Genomic DNA, 18,573 nt, shown 5'->3' on the forward strand with positions numbered 1-18,573 from the left:
TCAGAGAAATACCGCAAGAGCTGAGGATCAGATGTAAACAGCGATTGACATTCTCTTCCACTACGCAGAGGTGTAAATATGAAATATACGATTAAGACCTTTATTGCGAATGGTGGCGAACGGTTCTCTCAACTCTACGACGCTGATACCCCTGGCTTCCCTTTGTTTTATCCAACCGCTTTCATTTCCCGCTCCATCAGGCCCTCCACTACGCACGAAACTCAAAAGGTATACCTTGCAGCGATAAAAAGAGTCTGTGAATGGGAATCCCGAAGGCACATTGATCTTTCCAAACGATTCCATTCCCGTAAATTTCTCAGCACCGCGGAGGTTGACGACCTCACAAGCTATCTGCGCGCCAGAAAATCTAGCGGCAAGGGAGATGTCATTAGCAACACTAAGTACAACACTTATCTTGCTTACGCAGCAGGGTATATCCGCTGGCTCACGCAAGAGGTTATAACCGACTTCAACACGTACGACGTTAGGGATGCAGTAAAGGAGCAAAACTCAAAGCTTCTGGGAAGAAAAAGGCGCAAGGCCGGTTCAAAAGCCGCAAGAGAGCAGCGAATTATCACGTTGAAACTACGTGCCGAATCTCGGAACCAACTGTTGGACCTGTTCGACCGCCCCTTTGACAACCTTCTGCTACCGCGAAATTCAGGTGCCAGACTTCGCAACGTTGTGATGCTGCGTGCTCTCTATGAAACGGGAATGCGGTTCGGCGAGCTACTAAGCCTGAAACTTAAGCATTTCATCGAAGCCGCTGGCGGCGATAGCGCGTACTTAGACATCGAGCGTAACCACCACGATGAGTTCGACACCAGGCTACATCAGCCAGTCGCCAAAACTCTGGGGCGCAGGGTACCAATCTCGGAAGGCCTCGAACAGCAGTTAATAGAGTATCGAAATAATTGGCGAGCAGAGATATTGAATGTTGGTTTTTCGGAAGAGGATTTCATTTTTGTTGTTCATCGTCGAGGGCGTAGTCAAGGTCAAGCGCTTCCTAAGACAGCATTTGGTACAGGCATTGCCAGCCTCAAGCGAGTTTTTAACGCGATTATTCCAGTTCACCCTCACCTCTTAAGACACGACTGGAACTACCGTTTTTCGCAATTAGTGGATAGCGAAGCCATCCCATTTGAAGAGGAGCGAACCCTGAGAGAGCAACTGATGGGTTGGGTACCAGGTTCGACCATGTCAAGGCGCTACGATCGCCGCCATATCGAGGAAAAGTCGCATGAAATAGGCCGAAAAATCGCTTCCGATACGGCGAGAACTCCAGCATGACCAGCAGAGGATCTTCAATAAAAACACCCCCACTATTTGATGTGGATACCAAGCGCACTGAACGTCCAGAGACGCAGGACGGAGTATTCTATTGGGATGGGGATACTCTTGTTTGTACGGGACAGCGCAGGTTCTTTATGGGCAAAGCACTTTCACTGCTGAACTCCTCCCTTAAATCTTCGTTCAAACAGAACATCATCTCATTTTTAACGAATGGCACTTATGGATCGCGTACTTGCGTAAGCATAACTGGGTCGCTTCTTACAAGTCTGAATGCATACCCTACCCGATCCTTTAACACTTCCTGGTTAGCAAAGGCATTAACACACTCGTCGTTCCTAAGAAGTAAAAAGGCTATAACACTTTTTTTTCTCCATTGGAAGGAGCACGACAGCAAGGTGATCAGCCAGAACGCTTTAAAATTACTGGATGATACTGCACCCTTTCGCGCAGGGCCGGGCAATGTACTTTCCGACGACCCGAATAAAAGCTGGCTCACCAACAATGAATATGACAGCTTGCTAAGAGCCATCTGGTATAACTACGACTGCAACACTGTCGGCACCCAAGCCACGCTCATGCGACTGCTGTCGATGCAATATGCAAGAAGACCCCTACAGTTTGCACACCTCAAGGTCGGTGACATATTTGACAACGACGGATCGGATATCTTTGCCCCTACAGGAAAAGTAATTAGCTTTCCTGGCGTTAAAGATCAGGGGGCCGAAATAGATTTTCGTGACAGCAAATTTGAATATCACGTTCTCGCGGATCACCTATGGAATTTATGCTTAGTTCAACGGCAAGAAATAAAAGAACTTTTTGAATACATGATAGGCTTCTCACTCACGAACGACCAACTACTCAACCTCCCATTTTTTTGCAGCGAATTACGGATCAAACAGGCTTTAGAGATCTTTGCAGACAAGCAACATAGTAACCTTATCGACAATTTAGACAACGCACTTTTTCACCTAAAAAAAATGCAGATCATTAATATTCTCTGCTGGAGAACTAACAGCCCTACTACCGACTATGGCGCAGCGAATCAAAAATTATCAACGTCGCGACCCCCTATCAGTCCACGCACAGGCCATACAATAATTATCAATGCTACGCGAATGCGTCATACACGGGCGCGACAACTCGCCCGAATGGGGATACCCAAATACATGCTTTCCCACTGGCTTGGTCATACGTCGGAGATGTCGTTGGCTGCCTATTACAACGATCCCGCGGAACAAGCGCGTCAACTCGATAAAGCAATGCAACCGGCACTTGCACCACTTGCAATGGCTTTTGCAGGAACCTTGATCGACTCTGAAGATCAGGCAACAAGGGCCAGCGACCAGACAAGCAAATTAGAATTCGTTCACCAAGGAGAACTGAAAAGCGTTGGCCATTGCGGCAAATACAGTTTCTGCGCAACGACCTCAGTGCCAATCCCCTGTTACCGATGCAAATTCTTCGAACCTTTGGTAAATGCTCCACACTCCGAAGTATTGTTTGCTCTTGAGCGGCGGCAAGCTGCGGAGGAACAAGTGTTAAAAATTGGCAGTCCACGGAACCTGTTAATCCCCATTGATCTTTCAGCAGACATTCGAGCTGTCAAAAATTGCATTGAGCACTGCAATGCGCGCAATGCCAAAAATGAGATAAATCCATGATCACCCAATTCAGGCCAAATCGCGAAATCTCTACGCAACACAACCTCACTAATTTCATCGCCATGGCCAGAGACAAGCTGACGCTGTGGTCTGATATAGACGGTTTCGCCTGGGATTCGTGCAGATGGCCAACAAATAAATCAACCATCCGCTTCTTCAACTTTGAAAATAGAGACCTGCCCCCTCGCAAGGCTCCTGAAACGCATCAAATGATGCATCCTGCTTTTGTTGACGTTGCTAAAGCTTACCTACGCTATACAAATACTGTGCGCCCTCAAAGCATGGTCACAGCTCAGATGCGAGCACTTCGAGTCATAGAGTTTGTCTTACGCAATGATATGCCAATACCTGACATAACCAAATTTGAAGAGCGACACTGGAATGCGATCATCAACACCGTTGAAGATCTACCTTCTCGAGCAGCTATTTGCGCTAAGACACTCAATGTACTTAATAAACTAGCCGAGCTTTTCATCCTAACTGCCGATCCGCGCTTTTGGACAAATCCTTACGTGGGTATGCAAAGTGACAAAGTCCTCAATAGAAAAAAGACGTTGGGCGAAACGGGATCGGATAAGGTACCAGATCAGGACGCCTTACTGGCTATTGCTGAGGTTTTTTCACAAGGCACAAGTGAAACGCAAAACCACACCGATGTGATGGTTACCTGTGTAACAGGGCTTCTGATGAGTGCCCCCATGCGCATTGGTGAAACCCTGCGCCTGCGCATCGACTGCTTGCGCGATGACATCGACAAAAATGGAGAACGCCAGTATTACTTCGCCTACTGGGTACCGAAATCGCGGCAATTTGCCCGCAAAGCTGTACCACTGACTATGACACCCGTCGCTATCGAATCCATAAAACGGCTGAGCGAAATAACAGAAGAAAGCCGATGTCTGGCCCGCTACATGGAGACTGAGCCACAGCATTTCTACCGACACTCAAACTGCCCAAATATTGCTGACGACGATGAACTCAGCAAAAATCAACTGATGCAAGCACTAGGCTATTCGACCCTAAGCAGCTGCCGAAGTTTTATAAAGAAACTCACCGGAAACTCCAAATTAACTGGCTTCACCCTGGATTCCTTATGGCAAGTTGTGCTTAAAGAGCACCATAGAATCAACCCGCATTTCCCTTACCAAGAACCCCCGCGCGATTCGAAGCAAGCACCTCTCCGCATGTCAGAATCCCTAATGTGTTTCCGTAGATATCAACTAACATGGTCTTATAAACCCAGCCCGGTACTACTCATACCTTACACCAATGGTACTTATGGAAGCTACTTGGAAACTGGAGACGCAAAAGCAAAAATAAGAAACTTCTTTCGCAGGAACGGTTACAGCACCATCAAGGTTAACTCCCACAGCTTCCGTCACCTTCTCAACAGACTCGGGCGTAACAACGGTATATCCGTTGAAATGCTTACCCAATGGAGTAGCCGCGCCACTATCCAGCAGACTCGAACTTATTTGTACGACGACCCAATAAAAGCTGCGGTGAAAGGCGCTGTCTTGCTAGGTTCAATTCAAGAGCAAGAACCTTTGAAACCGATCACGAATGAGGACGCAGAACTTTATGGACAGGGGCCTTTCCATCGCAGTCGCTATGGAATTTGCCGACGTAGTTGGAGAGCCGGACCCTGCAACAAGTTCGCCGACTGCCTCAATTGCTCAGAACTGCTTATGTGTAAAGGAGACAAGATAGCCGCCCAAATCATTCAAATGGATCGTGACAACCTCGTATGTACTTATACGGCCGCCCTACATGCAATAGCTCAAGGCGAGCGGGCTGCGTCGAGATGGACTGAAAAAGCAGGACCACAGATAGAAAAGCTCGATGAACTCCTGGCTATCTTGCATAATCCTGAAATACCTAACGGCAGCCCTATCGAAATAGCCGGGGAAGACTTTAGTCACGAGAAATTGATTGTGTCGGAGAAGGCTCAAGTAGCAGGCATAAAATTGCTAGAAAGACATGAATTGCGCAGCACATATGGCGATGACCTACTGGCATGCCTAGAGTTACTTCGGAGTAACGATAATGCCTAAAATAATCACAGAACAACATGAAATAAGAATCGCCCAGATGATCCGAAACTGGCCAGCCGAACATGCATTGGACTGGAACGCAGTCTGCGGTGGCGCTCAAGGCGTTTTGGGATGGGATAACCCGCCAACACGCCAGGCGCTCGACAAGAAAATAGCGATAAGAGTCGCCTATAAGAACAAGAAACAACATTTGAGGAAAGAAAAACAAAAGCTTTCGGAAATGCCAAGGCCACGGAGCACGCTGGATGCTATGAAGAAGATCTTCAAGCTTCAGGCAGAGAATGATGAACTGAAGGCAGAGATTGCCAAAATGGCCGAGATTGCAAACCGATTCATCTACAACGCAACTATTGCAGGCCTTTCACGAGAGCGACTGATGGCCCCTCTTCCGACAATCCGTGAGTCATTGCCACGCAAAATTTGAATTCAGCTATCTCGCTGAGCTTCTCTATCGCCCTACGATGAAGGAATCAAAGGTCACGCCTCTCACCTTTTTCGACGATTGATGGCGGATCCAGAAGTTGAAGCTCATCTTGCACGCGCGATAGAAATGTCCTGATATCGCCGGTTGCCTCTTTCCGCATATAGCACGCAGCCACCAAGGTGACCGGATGGATGTCGAGAGCGCTGCAAAGATCGTCCAGCTTATCAAGAGTTGGGCTCGTGCCACCTCGCTCGAGCAAGCTTACATTCGTCCGGCTGCTCACAAGCGCAAAATCCTCCTGCGTAAGGTTTTTCTGAAGGCGGACCTGTCTCAGCGTAGCGCCAAATGCTTTTCTCAGTTCCATTTTGCGATCTCACAAAAGGAACGATAAAGCGTCATTGCACAATATATGACTACAACATATATTTGTCATTTGTGATTCGGAGAGGCTTGCCATGAACCAAGAACGTGGACGATCGATGATCTTTTCCAGCCTATTCAATGACGATTTTCTAGCACGCCACTTCGTTCGACAGACAGTAATGTGTCCGTGGTTTTATCTGCAGGCGGAGGTTCGTGAAGGCAATGAATTCGTGGGGGAGATGCTCATGGTCTCTTCGTTTGATTCACTCAAAGACATCCTCGAGCAGCAGCATGACTCCTTTCGGGTCCGGTCAATCCAGTATGTCACCCCTGGTTTTGTCAACAAAACTGGGCAGTGGTGTATGGAGCCACTTCTGGAGGCGAGCGAAGCGCTCGGTCAGAGTGGAGAGCAGATACCCATTTTGACTGTTGCGGGTCGAACGTATTCGCAAATGGACATCAGCACTGAGACAGACTTCTCAAGCGTTAAGGTATTGTTCACCCACAAAACGGATAAACATGACTGATTTTCTGTAGGCAGCCTCTGCCTGAGTCGAAGAGGATTGCCTTGCCCTTTTAGCTCTGCCCTACTCAGATACGGTTTACAACAAAATCTTGTCCACAGCGATGCTGGGCACAAAAAAATGGTCACATAAACCAGGGATTCCTTATTTTTCAATCATCGGCAATCAGCCACGTGGCGAGGGATCGTCCAAATTCCCAGCGCGTTTCAAGGGCATGCCGGCGAAAGCGGTTCCTTCTACCTTGCTAAAAACATCAACAGCGTCGACGTTAAAAAAACTACGATACTTGGACGTTTTTTGCAGACGCTCAAGTTTGGCTCGGGCATTAGCTACGGTATCACTAGTGCTTTTAGAGCTCATTCATTGCTCCTCTTTGCTGTAAAGTACCGTAAAACAAAACCTGACGGAGATCATTCGATACGCGACTCGGAAATTAGGTCGTCCCAACATTCAAAACCGTCACTTTTTTCGGCGACGTACTCCTCGCGCAGTTAAATCAAAACTCAATCCTGCGAGTGGACCGCTAGGTTCTTGATCCGGATGAAAATGAAGCAGGCTTTCCAGTAACTTGTAATCCAGTTTATTAGGTCTATTGAGTAATTGGAGGGCCTCGCCGTCATCAACCTCCGCCTCTGATTCACTAACCCCGCCTTCCGGCACCAACGATTCAGGGCTAGTCAAATAAAGAGCGAGCAATTTATGGTGCGGGTAGCGGTTCTCAAAATGCTTGACCAGCCCCTTGAAAATGCTTTCACCCGTGGGTGTGCCAGCAACTCGGCGAATTACATAATCAGCGATTGCTAAGCGCACCTCGATCTCGTTTGAATCGAGTGGAAGATCCTCATACCCATCTTCAAACCGGCTATAGGGGCGATATCCAACGGGCTTGTCAGTCATCGTTCAGACCTCCTGCACGGGGTGATTTTGATAGGCCAAAAGGCCGAACACGAGATCCCGGCATTACGATTGGAGTGATCGCTTTTGCGGGATTTCGACGCTACCTGCAAAGTACTTCAACTCCGAAACAAATGAAACCACCGGAATCTTGTGTACGACCAGCGAAATCCAGCAGAGGACGCACTGCGCTCTCTTTCAAGCTGGAGGCTTCTGACACCCCATCAGCTTAGGTTTTCAACCAGCTAGTGGGGCGTCACATGGGTGATCTGAGCAAAACGTGCTGTAGAAGCTAGCTTTGACGAGATATTGATGATCAAGCGTCGAGCCAGGGACAGACTTGTTGATGCCGTGTACGCACTAGGTCGTGAAAGCCTTGAGCTTGCAGCGGATTATGTCAAAGCGGCTCCACATGGCATCTCACCAATTCCACGGCCACAACGATATAGCTGTTTCGAAAACGAGGAATTAATACCACGATAGCTCTACAAACTTATTAGCCGATAAATGGTAACTAATGGCTGAATTCCAGCGCCTGGACACCACTGAAAGGTTGGGTTTGCGAAAGCCAACCGTGTTGTGTTCATCCAAGTGTGCTCTCACCTACCTTGCTCAACGCAGGAACCATTATTGATGAGGCTCAAGCCAGCCCCTCCAACAGACCATCCTCGCGTAACATGTCAACTATCATCTCTTCTTCGATAGCATAGACACCCCGCGAAGTTTTCCAGACCAGTTTTTTTTCCTGCAGTGCCATGAGCGTTAGCTGCACATCTGACACCTCAACCACTGGGACGTTTGTAGCGACACCAGCTTTCTGTATCGCTTTGGCATACAACTCCATAGTCAAGCATTCGAAGGGCGCGAAACGCTCGCCCTTTGCACCCATCACACGAATGACTGCAGACTGCAATGGAGTGAGGCTATGAATCACCGTCTTAAAATTCGCGTTGAGTGCTACAGCTTGCGCTCGGACAAGCTCGGCAAAACGCACCAGGATGGTTTTGGTGTCCACGGTGACATCGAAGCGGATACCGTCTGCGGCTGCGCTGAGAAGCTCAGGCCGATAACCGCTCTCTCGAAACAACTGGAATACATCTGAAGAGTCGAGATCTTGTGGAAGTTCAAGTCCCTTGCAGTACCAATCAACGAAGTCTTCATCCAGCATTGGGAACTGCACCATTAAAGCCCCAAAAAACGCCTCATCGCTGCTGTTTCGAAGCATGGCAAGCTTATTTCGGTTCGATCCGATGCAAACGATACGAAGACCATAATGCTGCGAACTGTTAAGTTCGTCTCTGGCCGCCTTTAGCGCAAAAAGCGCTGCGACGCCTTCGTCTGACGTGATCGCATGTTGGGCTTCGTCGATTATCAGCACTATGAGTTGTTTCGACTCATCGGACAGTGCTTCAAACGCCTTGGTCAAATCAATTACTTTCCCGAGCCCAATGTTGTTCACGTCAAAATTAACGCGAGCGACACCTACCGTTCCCAACCCGGATGCAACCGCCAATTGGCTGATGAGTTTCTCGTTAAGTTCAATAGCTTCTCGGACAGTCTCGACGATGACAGTTCCTGGATCTTTCGTCAGGTCCTTCCAAAGATCGGCGTACAACACAATGGCTCCGGCGTCCTCCAAGGCAGGCCACAAATCTTCGCGGGCAAAAGTGGACTTCCCGGTTCGGCGTGGTGCTGTCAGAAAGACACCTGACCTGGCAGCACTGCCCACTACTACTTGCGTTATCAGCTTAGTGAGCCGTTCAGATAGCGCCCGTCGATGGTAAAAATTCTTCTGCGACATTGTTGGCCTTTGATGGGATCCATAGGGAATCAAAGAATTGAAGCCCTAATTTGAGCGGGATCTCGCATCGCGTCCAGTCAGCGTTGAAAGTAACTATATTTTAACGGTCAAAAAATCAGCAAAAATAATGGACTCAGTTCCACTTTATCTTTTTTTGACCAGACGCGCAGCGCTGACCAACCCCTCCAGCCAATCCTGATGCCCATTGATCATCGGGTTCGGTCGCGCCATGGCGAGTTCTTTGGCGGGTTTTCCCTTCTGGGTTTCTTGGGTGAGGATTCGAACTCGACCACCCGACAAATCTTCTATCAGCCAAGCATGGTGTACATCCAGGCGGGTGTCGCCCTCGCCCGCCCAGCCGTGCCAGGCTATCCGTCCCGGCTTACCTTCAACAGGCGGTAAAAACTCATTGCACTGTGCTTCAACAGGAAATCCGAAGGTTTCAAAGTAAAAGCGCGCACCGTCTTTCAGTTCAGGACCTGGGGCATTATGAAAATGGACGTTTGCGGAGTTGGCGTAATAGCTAGGCCACAGAGAAGCCTTGCTAAGGAGTGGCCAGATATCGGCAGCGCTGAGACCAGCGACGATGATTTCGTTAGAGGCAAAGTTTTCCGTGAAACCGGGTAGAAACCCTTCCGGCCAGATGATCTCGTTCATGTCCAACGCTCAAAATTAATGGATTGACACCATAATGAGTGCGAGCGTCATATAGAGCAAATCGCCATTCTAAATCTTGAGCATCATGAAATCTGATATCAGGCATCTCGATCTCAATCTACTCAAAGCCCTGGATGCACTGCTAGATGAACGCAGCGTTACCCGCGCCGCTGAGCGATTGTCACTGTCCCAACCCGCCGTTAGCGGCATGCTTACCCGATTGCGAGAAAGCTTTGGTGACCCACTATTCGTGCGAGCACAACGGGGCATTGTGCCCACTCTGCGGGCTGAGCAACTGGCTATTCCAGTCAAGCAACTGCTAAGTAATATAGAGTCTATCCTGCAGCCACAATCCTTCGACCCGCTCACTGCCACTATGACGGTATCGCTTGCTTCCACCGACTACGCCCTGCGCGCGATTGTTGTGCCTTTCCTTGGTTCTCTCAGAATGCTTGCACCACATATTCGTGTAGCCGTGCACCCCGTCGATACTCAACAACTCCTCGGTCAGTTGGATCGTGGTGTTATCGATCTGGCGCTGGTCACACCGGAAGACACAGCTTCCGGCCTACATTCAGCGCTGCTGTTCGATGAACGCTACGTCTGTGTCATGCGTACGGGTCACCCTGATGCGGTAGGCGAGACCCTTGCCTTGGAGCGTTTTTGTGCCCTTGATCATGTCCTGGTCTCCTCCTCTGGTGGATCTTTCCAAGGGGTGACCGATCAGGCACTCGCTCGTATCGGTAAGTCGAGGCGTGTAACCATCTCAGTGACCAGCTTCCTGGTTCTTTCCGAAATTCTGCGAACCACCGACTTGATCGCAGTGGTACCTCGGCGTTTGGCGATGCACTCCGCAGGTCTTGCCATTCTTGAACCACCGGTTGAGATTCAAGGCTTCAGCAAGACCGCAGCTTGGCATGAGCGTACCCATCACGACCCGGGTCAGAAATGGCTTCGCTCGCTGCTGATTGATATCTGTACAAAGCTGAATTGAGCTCTCAGGCAGCCCTTAGTTTCGCTACTAATAAAGTTCAAGGCCTAGGTTTCCGGTAGGAGCTAAGTTATCCACGTAGCGAACTATTACGCAGGCATAACGAAGAGTTCGTGAAAATAATTTTCCCGCTCATCGCGTTATCTTTTTTTTGCAAAAGCGTTGGCTGATTGGACAAAACTCTGACCAATCAGCGGATTCCATTGCACACCAGATTTGGCTTCTACACCTGGCTTTAGGCGCTGAGTTTCGTCGTAGTCACTCCATGGGTGCATGAACAAGGGCTCAGTGCTATCCAACGTCTCTAGGCGCTCCGCAAAGCCAGCGAGGTAAGCCACACGATCTTCAGCAGTCACACGGCCTGGCATCCATGCGGCAAATGGCGGTAGGACAGAGAAGCCGGTGTAAGCTAGGAGACCGTTGTGAATTGGCCAAAGTACATGCAGCAAATCCCCATCGATCCCGTTCGGCTCATAGAGCGTCGATGCTGTCCCAGTCGTCAGGCAAAGCATCGCCTTCTTGCCCTTGAACAAGCCCGTGTCGTATTTGCGACCGGCTGCATAGGCAAAGCCACGACTGAATACGCGATCGCACCAGCCCTTCAAGATCGAAGGCATTGAGAACCACCACACAGGAAAGTGGAACAACACCAGGTCAGCCTCAGCGACTTTCTGCTGCTCACGAACAACATCAGCACTTTGGCTATTCTGTACAAACGCGTTCTCTTGCTCACGTGAGAGATCCAAAAACTCCGCATTCTCTCGGTCAGCAAAATCTGCTGCAGACAGCACTGGATTCCATCCCATAGCGTAGAGATCGCTGACGACAACGTCGTGACCCAGGCCGGTCAACGTTTCCACCGCTGTGTTTTTTAGCGCTGCGTTGAATGATGCCTGCTCCGGGTGTGCATAAACGATTAGGGCTTTCAATGTGTACCACTCCGGCCTTGAAAGGAGGACTCAAAAACTTGAGCGATAAGCCCACACATGTCTGTAATGTCAATCGTTCAGCTTAAAGGCACGTCGAGCGTTCTCTGCTAAAAATGAGCGCTGCACGTCCTCTCCTAGATTTAATGCGCTAATCCCTTCCAAGCAGTCGGCAGGCGTCAACATAGGATAGTTAGTCCCAAACAATACCTTGTTTTTCCCCGCGCCTCGCATATATGCAACGAGCTCTGCAGGAAAACGTGATGCTTTGTAGGCTGATGTATCCACATAGACGTTCGGGTGTTTCATCATCAGAGAAATCATTTCAGACACCCAAGGAAACCCAATATGCCCGCCGACGATCCGCAGCTCCGGAAATTCATGCGCAACGTTATCCAAGTAAGGCATAGGCCGACCCGGTTCCGAAGGTCGCATCGGCCCTGCATGCCCGACTTGCAGGCAAAACGTAATGTCTAGCTCGATGCATTCGGCATACAACGGATAGTATCGGCGATCGTCCGGAGGCAATCCCCAAAGCCATGGGAGGACACGTAAACCCTTGAAACCAAGATCCCTGACACAACGGCGCAATTCTCTCACTGCGTCCATCGGTCGGCAGATGTCGACGGAGGCAATTCCAACGATTTGATCGGGATGCGCAAAAACTGAAGCTGCGATTTCATCATTGGTGATCATGGGGCCCAATGGCCCCCACCAAGCGCTAGCAAGTACTTTCGCCACACCTTGATCACGAAAGGTATCGAGCGCCTCGTCGAAGGTTATGTCCGGATTATCCTTCGCTAGCGCTTTCCAGGCCGTGGGCCATCGTCGCAGCGAATCGAACATAGGGTCCTGTAGGTATGCTTTGTTAGGGAACTGCATCCAGGCGTCGATAATTTCCAAAGCGTCTCACCTCTAAAATTTAAGATCGGTGGTTCCAGCAACGACCAAACAAAACAAGTCGGGTCCTTGAGACCCGCCCCGGGCCAGCTTTGTCTTGACATTATTGACGTGAGCGGTGCTGTTACATTTACTCAATTCAAAAGGCGAGCCGTGTTTCGATCAGATACCCATGATCTCCCGACGTCTTCTATCTTGCGCTCGACGATTGCCCTCCTCGCTCATCCCGGTTGGTAACTCCTGGTCTAGCAGGGTTGTTCGAAGCTCAATTTGTTGAATCACAGAGTCTTGCAAGGCCTTCTTGGACATAGCGTAAGCCACATTGCAATCAGGAGTGATGCAGCGGGCATAGGCGATTGCCGTGGAAAGCAAATCCTCCTCTTCGACCACCTCATGGAAGAACCCAAGCTTCTCGGCCTGTTCCAGAGAGTAGAGTTCGCCTTTGAGGGTGGTCAGAGCACCGACCTGGTTGCCCAGCGCGTATTTGATGATTTCAACATAGGCGGCGGGCATCGGAATGCCGATGGGAACTTCGTTTAAACCGAACTTGGCTTTTTTCCGAGCTGCAATCCGGAAGTCGCAATCCAATGCGGTAATCAGGCCACCCGCGATGGCATGCCCGTTGATTGCAGCGACCGTTGGTCTTGGGTATTGGAAGATTCGCAGATTGGTCGCACGGTATTCAGCGTACCACTGGCGAATACGTTCTTTGTTTTGGCTGCCGAACACGTCAAAGCTGTACTTGAAATCAATGCCGGCTGAAAAAACGTTTCCTTCTCCCGTCAGGATGACCGGCAACTCGCTAAACTCTTTTTCAAGCCGGTCGAAAGCGTCATGCAGATCCTTGAAGAAGGCGTCATTTTGCACGTTAACTTTATTGGTGTTCATGCGCACAACCGCGCACTCATCGACGACCTCAATTTGCCAAGCCATGTTAATTCTCCTCATCAGCTGCGCCTGCAAGCGGCGCAGTCATTAATTCACTCAAGTCCTAACTGATTGTGCGAGCATCTGGAAGTCATGCTGCGGTGTTAACACACCGCCAACGTGAGCTCCTCTTCCATCATTTCGCGCATCTTGAATTTCTGTACCTTTCCAGAAAGTGTCATTGGGAATCCGTCAACAAATCGTATATAGCGAGGGATTTTGTAACGTGCGATCTGTCCGTCGCAGAATGCTCGGATGTCGTCTTCACTGATCGACGCGCCCGCGCGCGGAACAATCCAAACGCATAGCTCCTCACCGTATTTCCGGTCAGACACACCAATCACTTGGGCGTCCTGGATGGCCGGATGTTTGTACAAAAATTCCTCGATTTCACGTGGTGAGATGTTTTCGCCACCACGAATCACCATGTCCTTGATGCGGCCTGTGATGCTGACATAGCCTTCTTCATCCATGGCGGCAAGGTCACCGCTGTGAATCCAGCCGTCGGCATCAATTGTCTGGGCGGTCTTTTCCGGGTCATCCCAATACCCCTGCATAAGCGAGTAGCCACGAACACACAACTCACCAACGGTGCCTATCGGGACAATGGCACCTGACTCTGGATTGATAATTTTCGCTTCCAGATGCGGGTGCACCCTACCAATGGTCGATACCCGCTTTTCAATAGGTGTTTCGCTAGTGCTTTGATAGCTGGCGGGGCTTGTTTCAGTCATTCCATATGCGATGGTCACTTCGCGCATGTGCATGTCACGCTCGACTCGCTTCATGACCTCGATCGGGCACGCTGTACCCGCCATGATGCCTGTGCGCAATGTCGACAGATCGAACTCCTGAAAGCGTGGATGATCGAGTTCTGTGATGAACATCGTCGGAACGCCATGAAGTGCCGTGCAGCGTTCGTTTTGGACTGCCTGAAGGACCGCCACCGGATCAAATGAATCGTTAGGATAGACAATGGCTGTGCCGTGGGTCAGAGCAGCTAGGTTGCCCACCACCATTCCAAAGCAGTGAAATAGAGGCACCGGTATGCAAAGTCGATCAGTCGAGGTCAGCTTCATGGCTTCCCCGAGGAAAAATCCGTTATTGAGTATGCCGCGATGCGTCAAGGCTGCGCCTTTCGGCGAGCCGGTCGTTCCGCTGGTGAACTGAATATTGATCGGATCGGTATTCTTAAGTGTTGCACCAATATGCCGGACGCTTTCATCTGCCGGATCGCCCGCAGCAATCAGGTCGCTGAAGCGCATGAAACCGGGAACCTGCTCTTCACTCAGTTGAATCACTGTTCGCAAGAACGGTAGTTTGACCGCATCCAGCATTCCAGGCGTTGCGCTGTCTATTTCAGGCGCGAGACTCCTGATCAACTCGAGGTAATTGGTGGTCTTGAAGGTCGACAGGGTTATTAGTGCCTTGCAACCCGCCTTGTTCAAAGCGTATTCGAGCTCGGAGGCCCGGTAAGCAGGGTTGAAATTGACGAGGACGAGGCCAATCTTGGCCGTCGCTAGTTGGGTAATCAGCCACTCGGCACTGTTGTTGGCCCATATGGCCACACGATCACCGGGCTTTAGCCCAAGGCTCAAAAACGAGCTCGCCAGCCGATTGGTCTCACATTGCAGCTGGGAATAGCTATACCGGATATTCTGATGACATGAGACCACCGCCTCATTTTCGGGAAATTTGGCAGCTATTTCGTCAAAAAAAACACCCAAGGTTTTTTCTATCAGTGGGATATCGGTAGCGCCACGAGAATAGCTGTCTTTTATTTTGCTCATTTTTATTGTCTCAACCTTGATTCACTTGAATTTCTAGTACTTCCCAATTCAGGTAGAGCGACAGCTCATTCCACTCATTGGTATCAACGAACATCCGGCTTAGAAATCGCAGCGTCCCACTTGCTTCAATGTACGAGTGTGGAAGGTCGTATAACATTGGCGATATTGACGTTTTTTGTGCCAGTTACGCCAAGCTAGAGCGCCGCTTGCGACTCGACTTGAATCTCGAGACCAGAGCATGGTTAGACATTCTCTGGCCGCGAGCACTCAGGGGTTACCAAAGTGGCAAGCTGTAGCTGACGATCAAACGGTTTTCATCCAGGTCGCTGAGGAAGTTGCTGCGTGTGGTGGCGTTGCGTAGCTTAAGTCCGAGGTTTTTCAGCGGGCCGCTCTGAATGACGTATCCAATGTCAGTATTGCGTTCCCAAGTCTTGCCTTCACTGAGCCCTGCGCCTCGATCGACGTTGTCACCGGAAAGATAACGGGTCATCAGTGTCAGCCCAGGCACGCCGAGGGCTGCAAAGTCGTAGTCGTAACGAACCTGCCAGGAGTGCTCGTCCTGGTTGCCGAAGTCGTTGATCTGGACCTGATTGATCAGCGCATCATCAGCACCGTTTACAAAGGCAAAGCCGGTGTCGCCGCTGAGGTGCTGGTAACCAGCACCGAAACCGTGCCCGCCGAGCTTGTAGGTAAACAGGGCTCCCAACGCATCGTTATCGACATTACTGCCGCCGTCACCGCCGGAATGGGCAAAACGGATATCAGACTTGAGGCTCTGCCCATCTCCTAACGGTAGCTGGTGCACCAGATTAACGAGGTGCTGTTTGTAGATGCCGTCGAGGCCCCCGTAGTAGTAACTGGTGGCGAGTGACGGATTCCATTGGTAGCGACCGCCACCGAACAGGAACTCATTGCTGCTCTTGGTCTGGCCCAGCACGATGTTTCGCTTACCACCGTTAAATACAGTGAGCTCCTCATTGTTGGAGGAATCCCGCTGATTGACTCGATCGATACGACCAAGATCCAGGTTCAAACCATCAATCTCATTGCTATTGATCCACGCACCCCGAAAGGTTTGTGGCATCAAGCGTGAATCGTTGCGCATCAACGGCGGTAAAATTGGCTGAAGGGTGCCGAGCTTGAGGGTGCTTTTTGACACGCGCAATTTGCCAGTCAGACCGGATTCGCCGTATTCGTCCTTTGCGCGCTTGGGCGCGCTGCTGTTGGTTTTGAGCAGACCTGTTCCGACCCGGTCGGGGCTGGAGTCAAGCTTCACACCGAGCATACCGATGGCATCAATGCCAAAACCAACGGGGCCTTCCGTATAACCGGACTCTAGGCGCAACATGAAACCTTGCGCCCATTCCTCCGCTTTGTTCTGCGCGGCACCAGCCTGGCGAAAATCACGATTCATATAGAAATTACGCAAATCGAGAGTGCCCTTGCTGTCCTCCAGAAAAGCTGCACTGGCTGACCCTGCGATGCCCATAGCTGTTCCCGTGCAAAGCATATGGATGATAGTTTTCAAGTTGTACTGCATGGAAAGTCTTCCTCTCGCTATTGTTATTGTTATTGCTGTTTTTTGTTGTTGTACGACCGATATGCACGTGCGAGCGCTGCCGAGATAACTTTCTCGACTTCACTTAAAACTCGAAATTCCATTTACTAATACAAGACATGAGCGTGAGCTCAACGGAATAATCCGGCCCTCAAATACTCGAATAACTTAATAGTTGAAAGAAACGATGTAGCGATACTTATTTTGCCGTCATCCGTAATGCTCCATCCAGGCGAATGACCTCGCCATTGAGCATCGGATTCCGAATGATTGATTCCACCAGTTGAGCGTACTCACTGCCACGTCCAAGGCGCGATGGAAACGGCACGGTCTTACCGAGGGAGTCCTGCACATCCTGCGGCAAACCCAGCAACATCGGAGTCTCGAAAATACCTGGAGCAATGGTCATGACCCGAATACCGAAACGTGCCAGCTCGCGGGCGATCGGCAGAGTCATGCCTACGACGCCTGCTTTGGACGCCGAATAAGCCGCCTGCCCGATCTGCCCATCAAACGCCGCCACTGAAGCCGTGTTGATGATTACTCCCCGCTCACCTTCTGCATTCGGAGTGTTTTTGCTCATCACCTCGGTGACCAAACGAATGGCATTGAAGGTGCCTACGAGGTTGATCATGATCCCGCGAGTGAAAGTGCTCAGTGCATGAGGGCCTTCCTTACCCAGAACCTTCTCCCCTGGTGCAACACCGGCACAACTGATCAATCCATGTAGAGCGCCGAATCGGGTCAAGGAAACATCGATGGCCGCTCGTGTTGAGTCTTCATCGACAACATCAGTGTGGACAAATAGCGCCGCGTGTCCCAGCTCATCCGCCAGCGCTTCACCGGCAGATACATTGAGGTCCGCGAGCACGACCTTGCCGCCGCCTTCCACCATTTTTCTCGCGGTAGCCGCGCCAAGACCCGAAGCACCACCGGTGATGAAAAAAACGGAACCTTCGATATTCATTAGAGTTCTCCAGAGGGGTTAAACAGATACGCCGAAGTTAGCTTTACGCCGCTGGCAAAAGGCGCTAACGCCTTCTTGAAAGTCAGAGGTCGCAGACATTTCAATAAACATTGCTTTTTCGGCTTCTAGCGCGGTTTGCAGGTCGTGATCCAGTCCGTCGCGCATCAGGCGCTTAATCCCAGCCTGCGCCGCAACAGGTCCATTGGCTAAGCGATGAGCCATGGCAAGTCCTGCCATCTGTAGCTCATCAGCTGGAACGACTTCAGCAACCAGTCCGATATCTTGTGCCTGGCGGGCATCCAGTTTCGGATTCAGCAGAGCGATCTTCATTGCCCTGTGCAAACCAACATGCCGTGGAAGGTGCCAGGTCCCACCGCCATCCGGGGTAGCACCAATGGCGCTGTATGCCATGAGAAAGCTTGCATCCTCTGCAGCCACAATCAGGTCGCAAGCCATGGCAAGCGAAAGGCCAAAACCGGCTGCCGATCCGCTGATCAAGCCCAGCACAGGACAAGGCAGTTGCGTCAGCCCGATGACGGCCTCATTTACAGCGCTGATGAGTTGCTCCAACTCTGCGGCGCAGGCGGCTTTCGAGACTTTGAGCAACGTATCGAAGTGCCGGACGTCCCCTCCCACCATGAAATGTGCCCCGCTACTGCGCAACACAACAACCCGAGGTGGATCGGTGATGAGCGTGCGTACAGCGTCTCTCAGGGCAAACCCCATGGAGAGATCGAAGCTGTTGCGCGTTTCTGGCCGATCGAGGGTGATAAAAGCGAGTGCCCCTTGACGTTCAAGGTGAACGAGCAAGCGCTTAGGCGTGGGAGTGTTCATTTTCTT

18 protein-coding genes are annotated in these 18,573 nt (G+C 50.5%); 6 read left to right on the forward strand and 12 right to left on the reverse strand.

The window, feature by feature from the left end; genetic code table 11:
• Window positions 1-78 precede the first annotated feature (78 nt).
• The 4 genes from NL64_RS01915 to NL64_RS01930 are packed head-to-tail and all read left to right on the forward strand — an operon-like array spanning window position 79 to window position 5,435.
• Window positions 79-1,290 carry a site-specific integrase gene (locus NL64_RS01915; protein ID WP_034146473.1) on the forward strand — a complete coding sequence of 404 codons (1,212 nt, stop codon included), beginning with the start codon at window positions 79-81 and terminating at the stop codon, window positions 1,288-1,290.
• Window positions 1,287-2,957 (forward strand): site-specific integrase, encoded by a 1,671-nt coding sequence (locus tag NL64_RS01920; protein ID WP_216594557.1) that lies wholly within the window; start codon window positions 1,287-1,289, stop codon window positions 2,955-2,957. Before NL64_RS01915 ends, NL64_RS01920 begins: the two co-directional genes overlap by 4 nt.
• Window positions 2,954-5,011, forward strand: a complete 2,058-nt coding sequence (locus NL64_RS01925; RefSeq protein WP_034146474.1) for an integrase — start codon at window positions 2,954-2,956, stop codon at window positions 5,009-5,011. The genes NL64_RS01920 and NL64_RS01925 overlap by 4 nt, the downstream gene beginning before the upstream one ends.
• The gene (locus NL64_RS01930; RefSeq protein WP_034146475.1) at window positions 5,004-5,435 is read left to right on the forward strand and encodes a hypothetical protein; all 432 of its coding nucleotides are present in this window, start codon (window positions 5,004-5,006) and stop codon (window positions 5,433-5,435) included. The genes NL64_RS01925 and NL64_RS01930 overlap by 8 nt, the downstream gene beginning before the upstream one ends.
• Before the next feature lie 46 nt (window positions 5,436-5,481).
• Here the strand turns inward: NL64_RS01930 and NL64_RS01935 are convergent, their stop codons facing one another.
• Complete coding sequence (locus tag NL64_RS01935; RefSeq protein WP_034146476.1) at window positions 5,482-5,799, reverse strand: helix-turn-helix domain-containing protein; 318 nt, start codon at window positions 5,797-5,799, stop codon at window positions 5,482-5,484.
• A 91-nt stretch (window positions 5,800-5,890) separates the two neighbouring features.
• Here NL64_RS01935 and NL64_RS01940 point away from each other — a divergent pair, with 91 nt between their 5' ends.
• Complete coding sequence (locus tag NL64_RS01940; protein WP_034146477.1) at window positions 5,891-6,325, forward strand: hypothetical protein; 435 nt, start codon at window positions 5,891-5,893, stop codon at window positions 6,323-6,325.
• A gap of 162 nt (window positions 6,326-6,487) precedes the next feature.
• Here NL64_RS01940 and NL64_RS01945 read toward each other — a convergent pair whose 3' ends face one another.
• The 4 genes from NL64_RS01945 to NL64_RS01960 all read right to left on the reverse strand — a co-directional run bounded on the left by NL64_RS01945 (window position 6,488) and on the right by NL64_RS01960 (window position 9,674).
• Window positions 6,488-6,682: a hypothetical protein gene (locus NL64_RS01945; RefSeq protein ID WP_034146478.1), complete on the reverse strand. Its 195-nt coding sequence runs from the start codon at window positions 6,680-6,682 to the stop codon at window positions 6,488-6,490.
• Window positions 6,683-6,781: 99 nt separating this feature from the next.
• A complete protein-coding gene (locus tag NL64_RS01950) occupies window positions 6,782-7,219 on the reverse strand; it encodes a hypothetical protein (RefSeq protein WP_034146479.1) in 438 nt (145 codons plus the stop codon).
• Between the two features lie 637 nt (window positions 7,220-7,856).
• Window positions 7,857-9,017 carry an ATP-binding protein gene (locus tag NL64_RS01955; RefSeq protein ID WP_034146480.1) on the reverse strand — a complete coding sequence of 387 codons (1,161 nt, stop codon included), beginning with the start codon at window positions 9,015-9,017 and terminating at the stop codon, window positions 7,857-7,859.
• Window positions 9,018-9,161: 144 nt separating this feature from the next.
• Window positions 9,162-9,674, reverse strand: a complete 513-nt coding sequence (locus NL64_RS01960; protein WP_034146481.1) for a polyketide cyclase — start codon at window positions 9,672-9,674, stop codon at window positions 9,162-9,164.
• Window positions 9,675-9,759: 85 nt separating this feature from the next.
• On the opposite strand from NL64_RS01960, the gene NL64_RS01965 reads away from it, so the two are divergent.
• A complete protein-coding gene (locus tag NL64_RS01965) occupies window positions 9,760-10,668 on the forward strand; it encodes a LysR family transcriptional regulator (RefSeq protein ID WP_034146482.1) in 909 nt (302 codons plus the stop codon).
• 137 nt (window positions 10,669-10,805) lie between these two features.
• On the opposite strand, the gene NL64_RS01970 is transcribed toward NL64_RS01965, so the two are convergent.
• The 7 genes from NL64_RS01970 to NL64_RS02000 form a co-directional block, all read right to left on the reverse strand.
• Window positions 10,806-11,594, reverse strand: a complete 789-nt coding sequence (locus NL64_RS01970) for an NAD(P)H-dependent oxidoreductase (RefSeq protein WP_034146483.1) — start codon at window positions 11,592-11,594, stop codon at window positions 10,806-10,808.
• A gap of 69 nt (window positions 11,595-11,663) precedes the next feature.
• Complete coding sequence (locus NL64_RS01975) at window positions 11,664-12,494, reverse strand: amidohydrolase family protein (RefSeq protein ID WP_216594558.1); 831 nt, start codon at window positions 12,492-12,494, stop codon at window positions 11,664-11,666.
• Window positions 12,495-12,653: 159 nt separating this feature from the next.
• Window positions 12,654-13,424 (reverse strand): enoyl-CoA hydratase/isomerase family protein, encoded by a 771-nt coding sequence (locus NL64_RS01980; RefSeq protein WP_034146484.1) that lies wholly within the window; start codon window positions 13,422-13,424, stop codon window positions 12,654-12,656.
• Between the two features lie 98 nt (window positions 13,425-13,522).
• On the reverse strand, window positions 13,523-15,208 hold the full coding sequence (locus tag NL64_RS01985; protein WP_034146485.1) for an AMP-binding protein: 1,686 nt from the start codon (window positions 15,206-15,208) through the stop codon (window positions 13,523-13,525).
• Window positions 15,209-15,482: 274 nt separating this feature from the next.
• Window positions 15,483-16,718, reverse strand: a complete 1,236-nt coding sequence (locus NL64_RS01990; RefSeq protein WP_437176906.1) for an OprD family porin — start codon at window positions 16,716-16,718, stop codon at window positions 15,483-15,485.
• Window positions 16,719-16,965: 247 nt separating this feature from the next.
• Window positions 16,966-17,733 (reverse strand): 3-hydroxyacyl-CoA dehydrogenase, encoded by a 768-nt coding sequence (locus NL64_RS01995; protein ID WP_034146487.1) that lies wholly within the window; start codon window positions 17,731-17,733, stop codon window positions 16,966-16,968.
• 18 nt (window positions 17,734-17,751) lie between these two features.
• Entirely contained in the window at window positions 17,752-18,567 is an 816-nt protein-coding gene (locus NL64_RS02000; RefSeq protein WP_034146488.1) for an enoyl-CoA hydratase/isomerase family protein, read from the reverse strand.
• Window positions 18,568-18,573 lie beyond the last annotated feature (6 nt).

This window comes from Pseudomonas fluorescens, from assembly GCF_000802965.1.
Taxonomy (GTDB): domain Bacteria; phylum Pseudomonadota; class Gammaproteobacteria; order Pseudomonadales; family Pseudomonadaceae; genus Aquipseudomonas; species Aquipseudomonas fluorescens_A.

Coding starts and splice junctions, on each gene's coding strand:
- NL64_RS01990 (WP_437176906.1), bottom strand. CDS start 16,718: ATGCTTTGCACGGGAACAGCTATGGGCATCGCAGGGTCAGCCAGTGCA.
- NL64_RS01965 (WP_034146482.1), top strand. CDS start 9,760: ATGAAATCTGATATCAGGCATCTCGATCTCAATCTACTCAAAGCCCTG.
- NL64_RS01955 (WP_034146480.1), bottom strand. CDS start 9,017: ATGTCGCAGAAGAATTTTTACCATCGACGGGCGCTATCTGAACGGCTC.
- NL64_RS01945 (WP_034146478.1), bottom strand. CDS start 6,682: ATGAGCTCTAAAAGCACTAGTGATACCGTAGCTAATGCCCGAGCCAAA.
- NL64_RS01940 (WP_034146477.1), top strand. CDS start 5,891: ATGAACCAAGAACGTGGACGATCGATGATCTTTTCCAGCCTATTCAAT.
- NL64_RS02000 (WP_034146488.1), bottom strand. CDS start 18,567: ATGAACACTCCCACGCCTAAGCGCTTGCTCGTTCACCTTGAACGTCAA.
- NL64_RS01985 (WP_034146485.1), bottom strand. CDS start 15,208: ATGAGCAAAATAAAAGACAGCTATTCTCGTGGCGCTACCGATATCCCA.
- NL64_RS01915 (WP_034146473.1), top strand. CDS start 79: ATGAAATATACGATTAAGACCTTTATTGCGAATGGTGGCGAACGGTTC.
- NL64_RS01925 (WP_034146474.1), top strand. CDS start 2,954: ATGATCACCCAATTCAGGCCAAATCGCGAAATCTCTACGCAACACAAC.
- NL64_RS01930 (WP_034146475.1), top strand. CDS start 5,004: ATGCCTAAAATAATCACAGAACAACATGAAATAAGAATCGCCCAGATG.
- NL64_RS01920 (WP_216594557.1), top strand. CDS start 1,287: ATGACCAGCAGAGGATCTTCAATAAAAACACCCCCACTATTTGATGTG.
- NL64_RS01935 (WP_034146476.1), bottom strand. CDS start 5,799: ATGGAACTGAGAAAAGCATTTGGCGCTACGCTGAGACAGGTCCGCCTT.
- NL64_RS01960 (WP_034146481.1), bottom strand. CDS start 9,674: ATGAACGAGATCATCTGGCCGGAAGGGTTTCTACCCGGTTTCACGGAA.
- NL64_RS01950 (WP_034146479.1), bottom strand. CDS start 7,219: ATGACTGACAAGCCCGTTGGATATCGCCCCTATAGCCGGTTTGAAGAT.
- NL64_RS01980 (WP_034146484.1), bottom strand. CDS start 13,424: ATGGCTTGGCAAATTGAGGTCGTCGATGAGTGCGCGGTTGTGCGCATG.
- NL64_RS01995 (WP_034146487.1), bottom strand. CDS start 17,733: ATGAATATCGAAGGTTCCGTTTTTTTCATCACCGGTGGTGCTTCGGGT.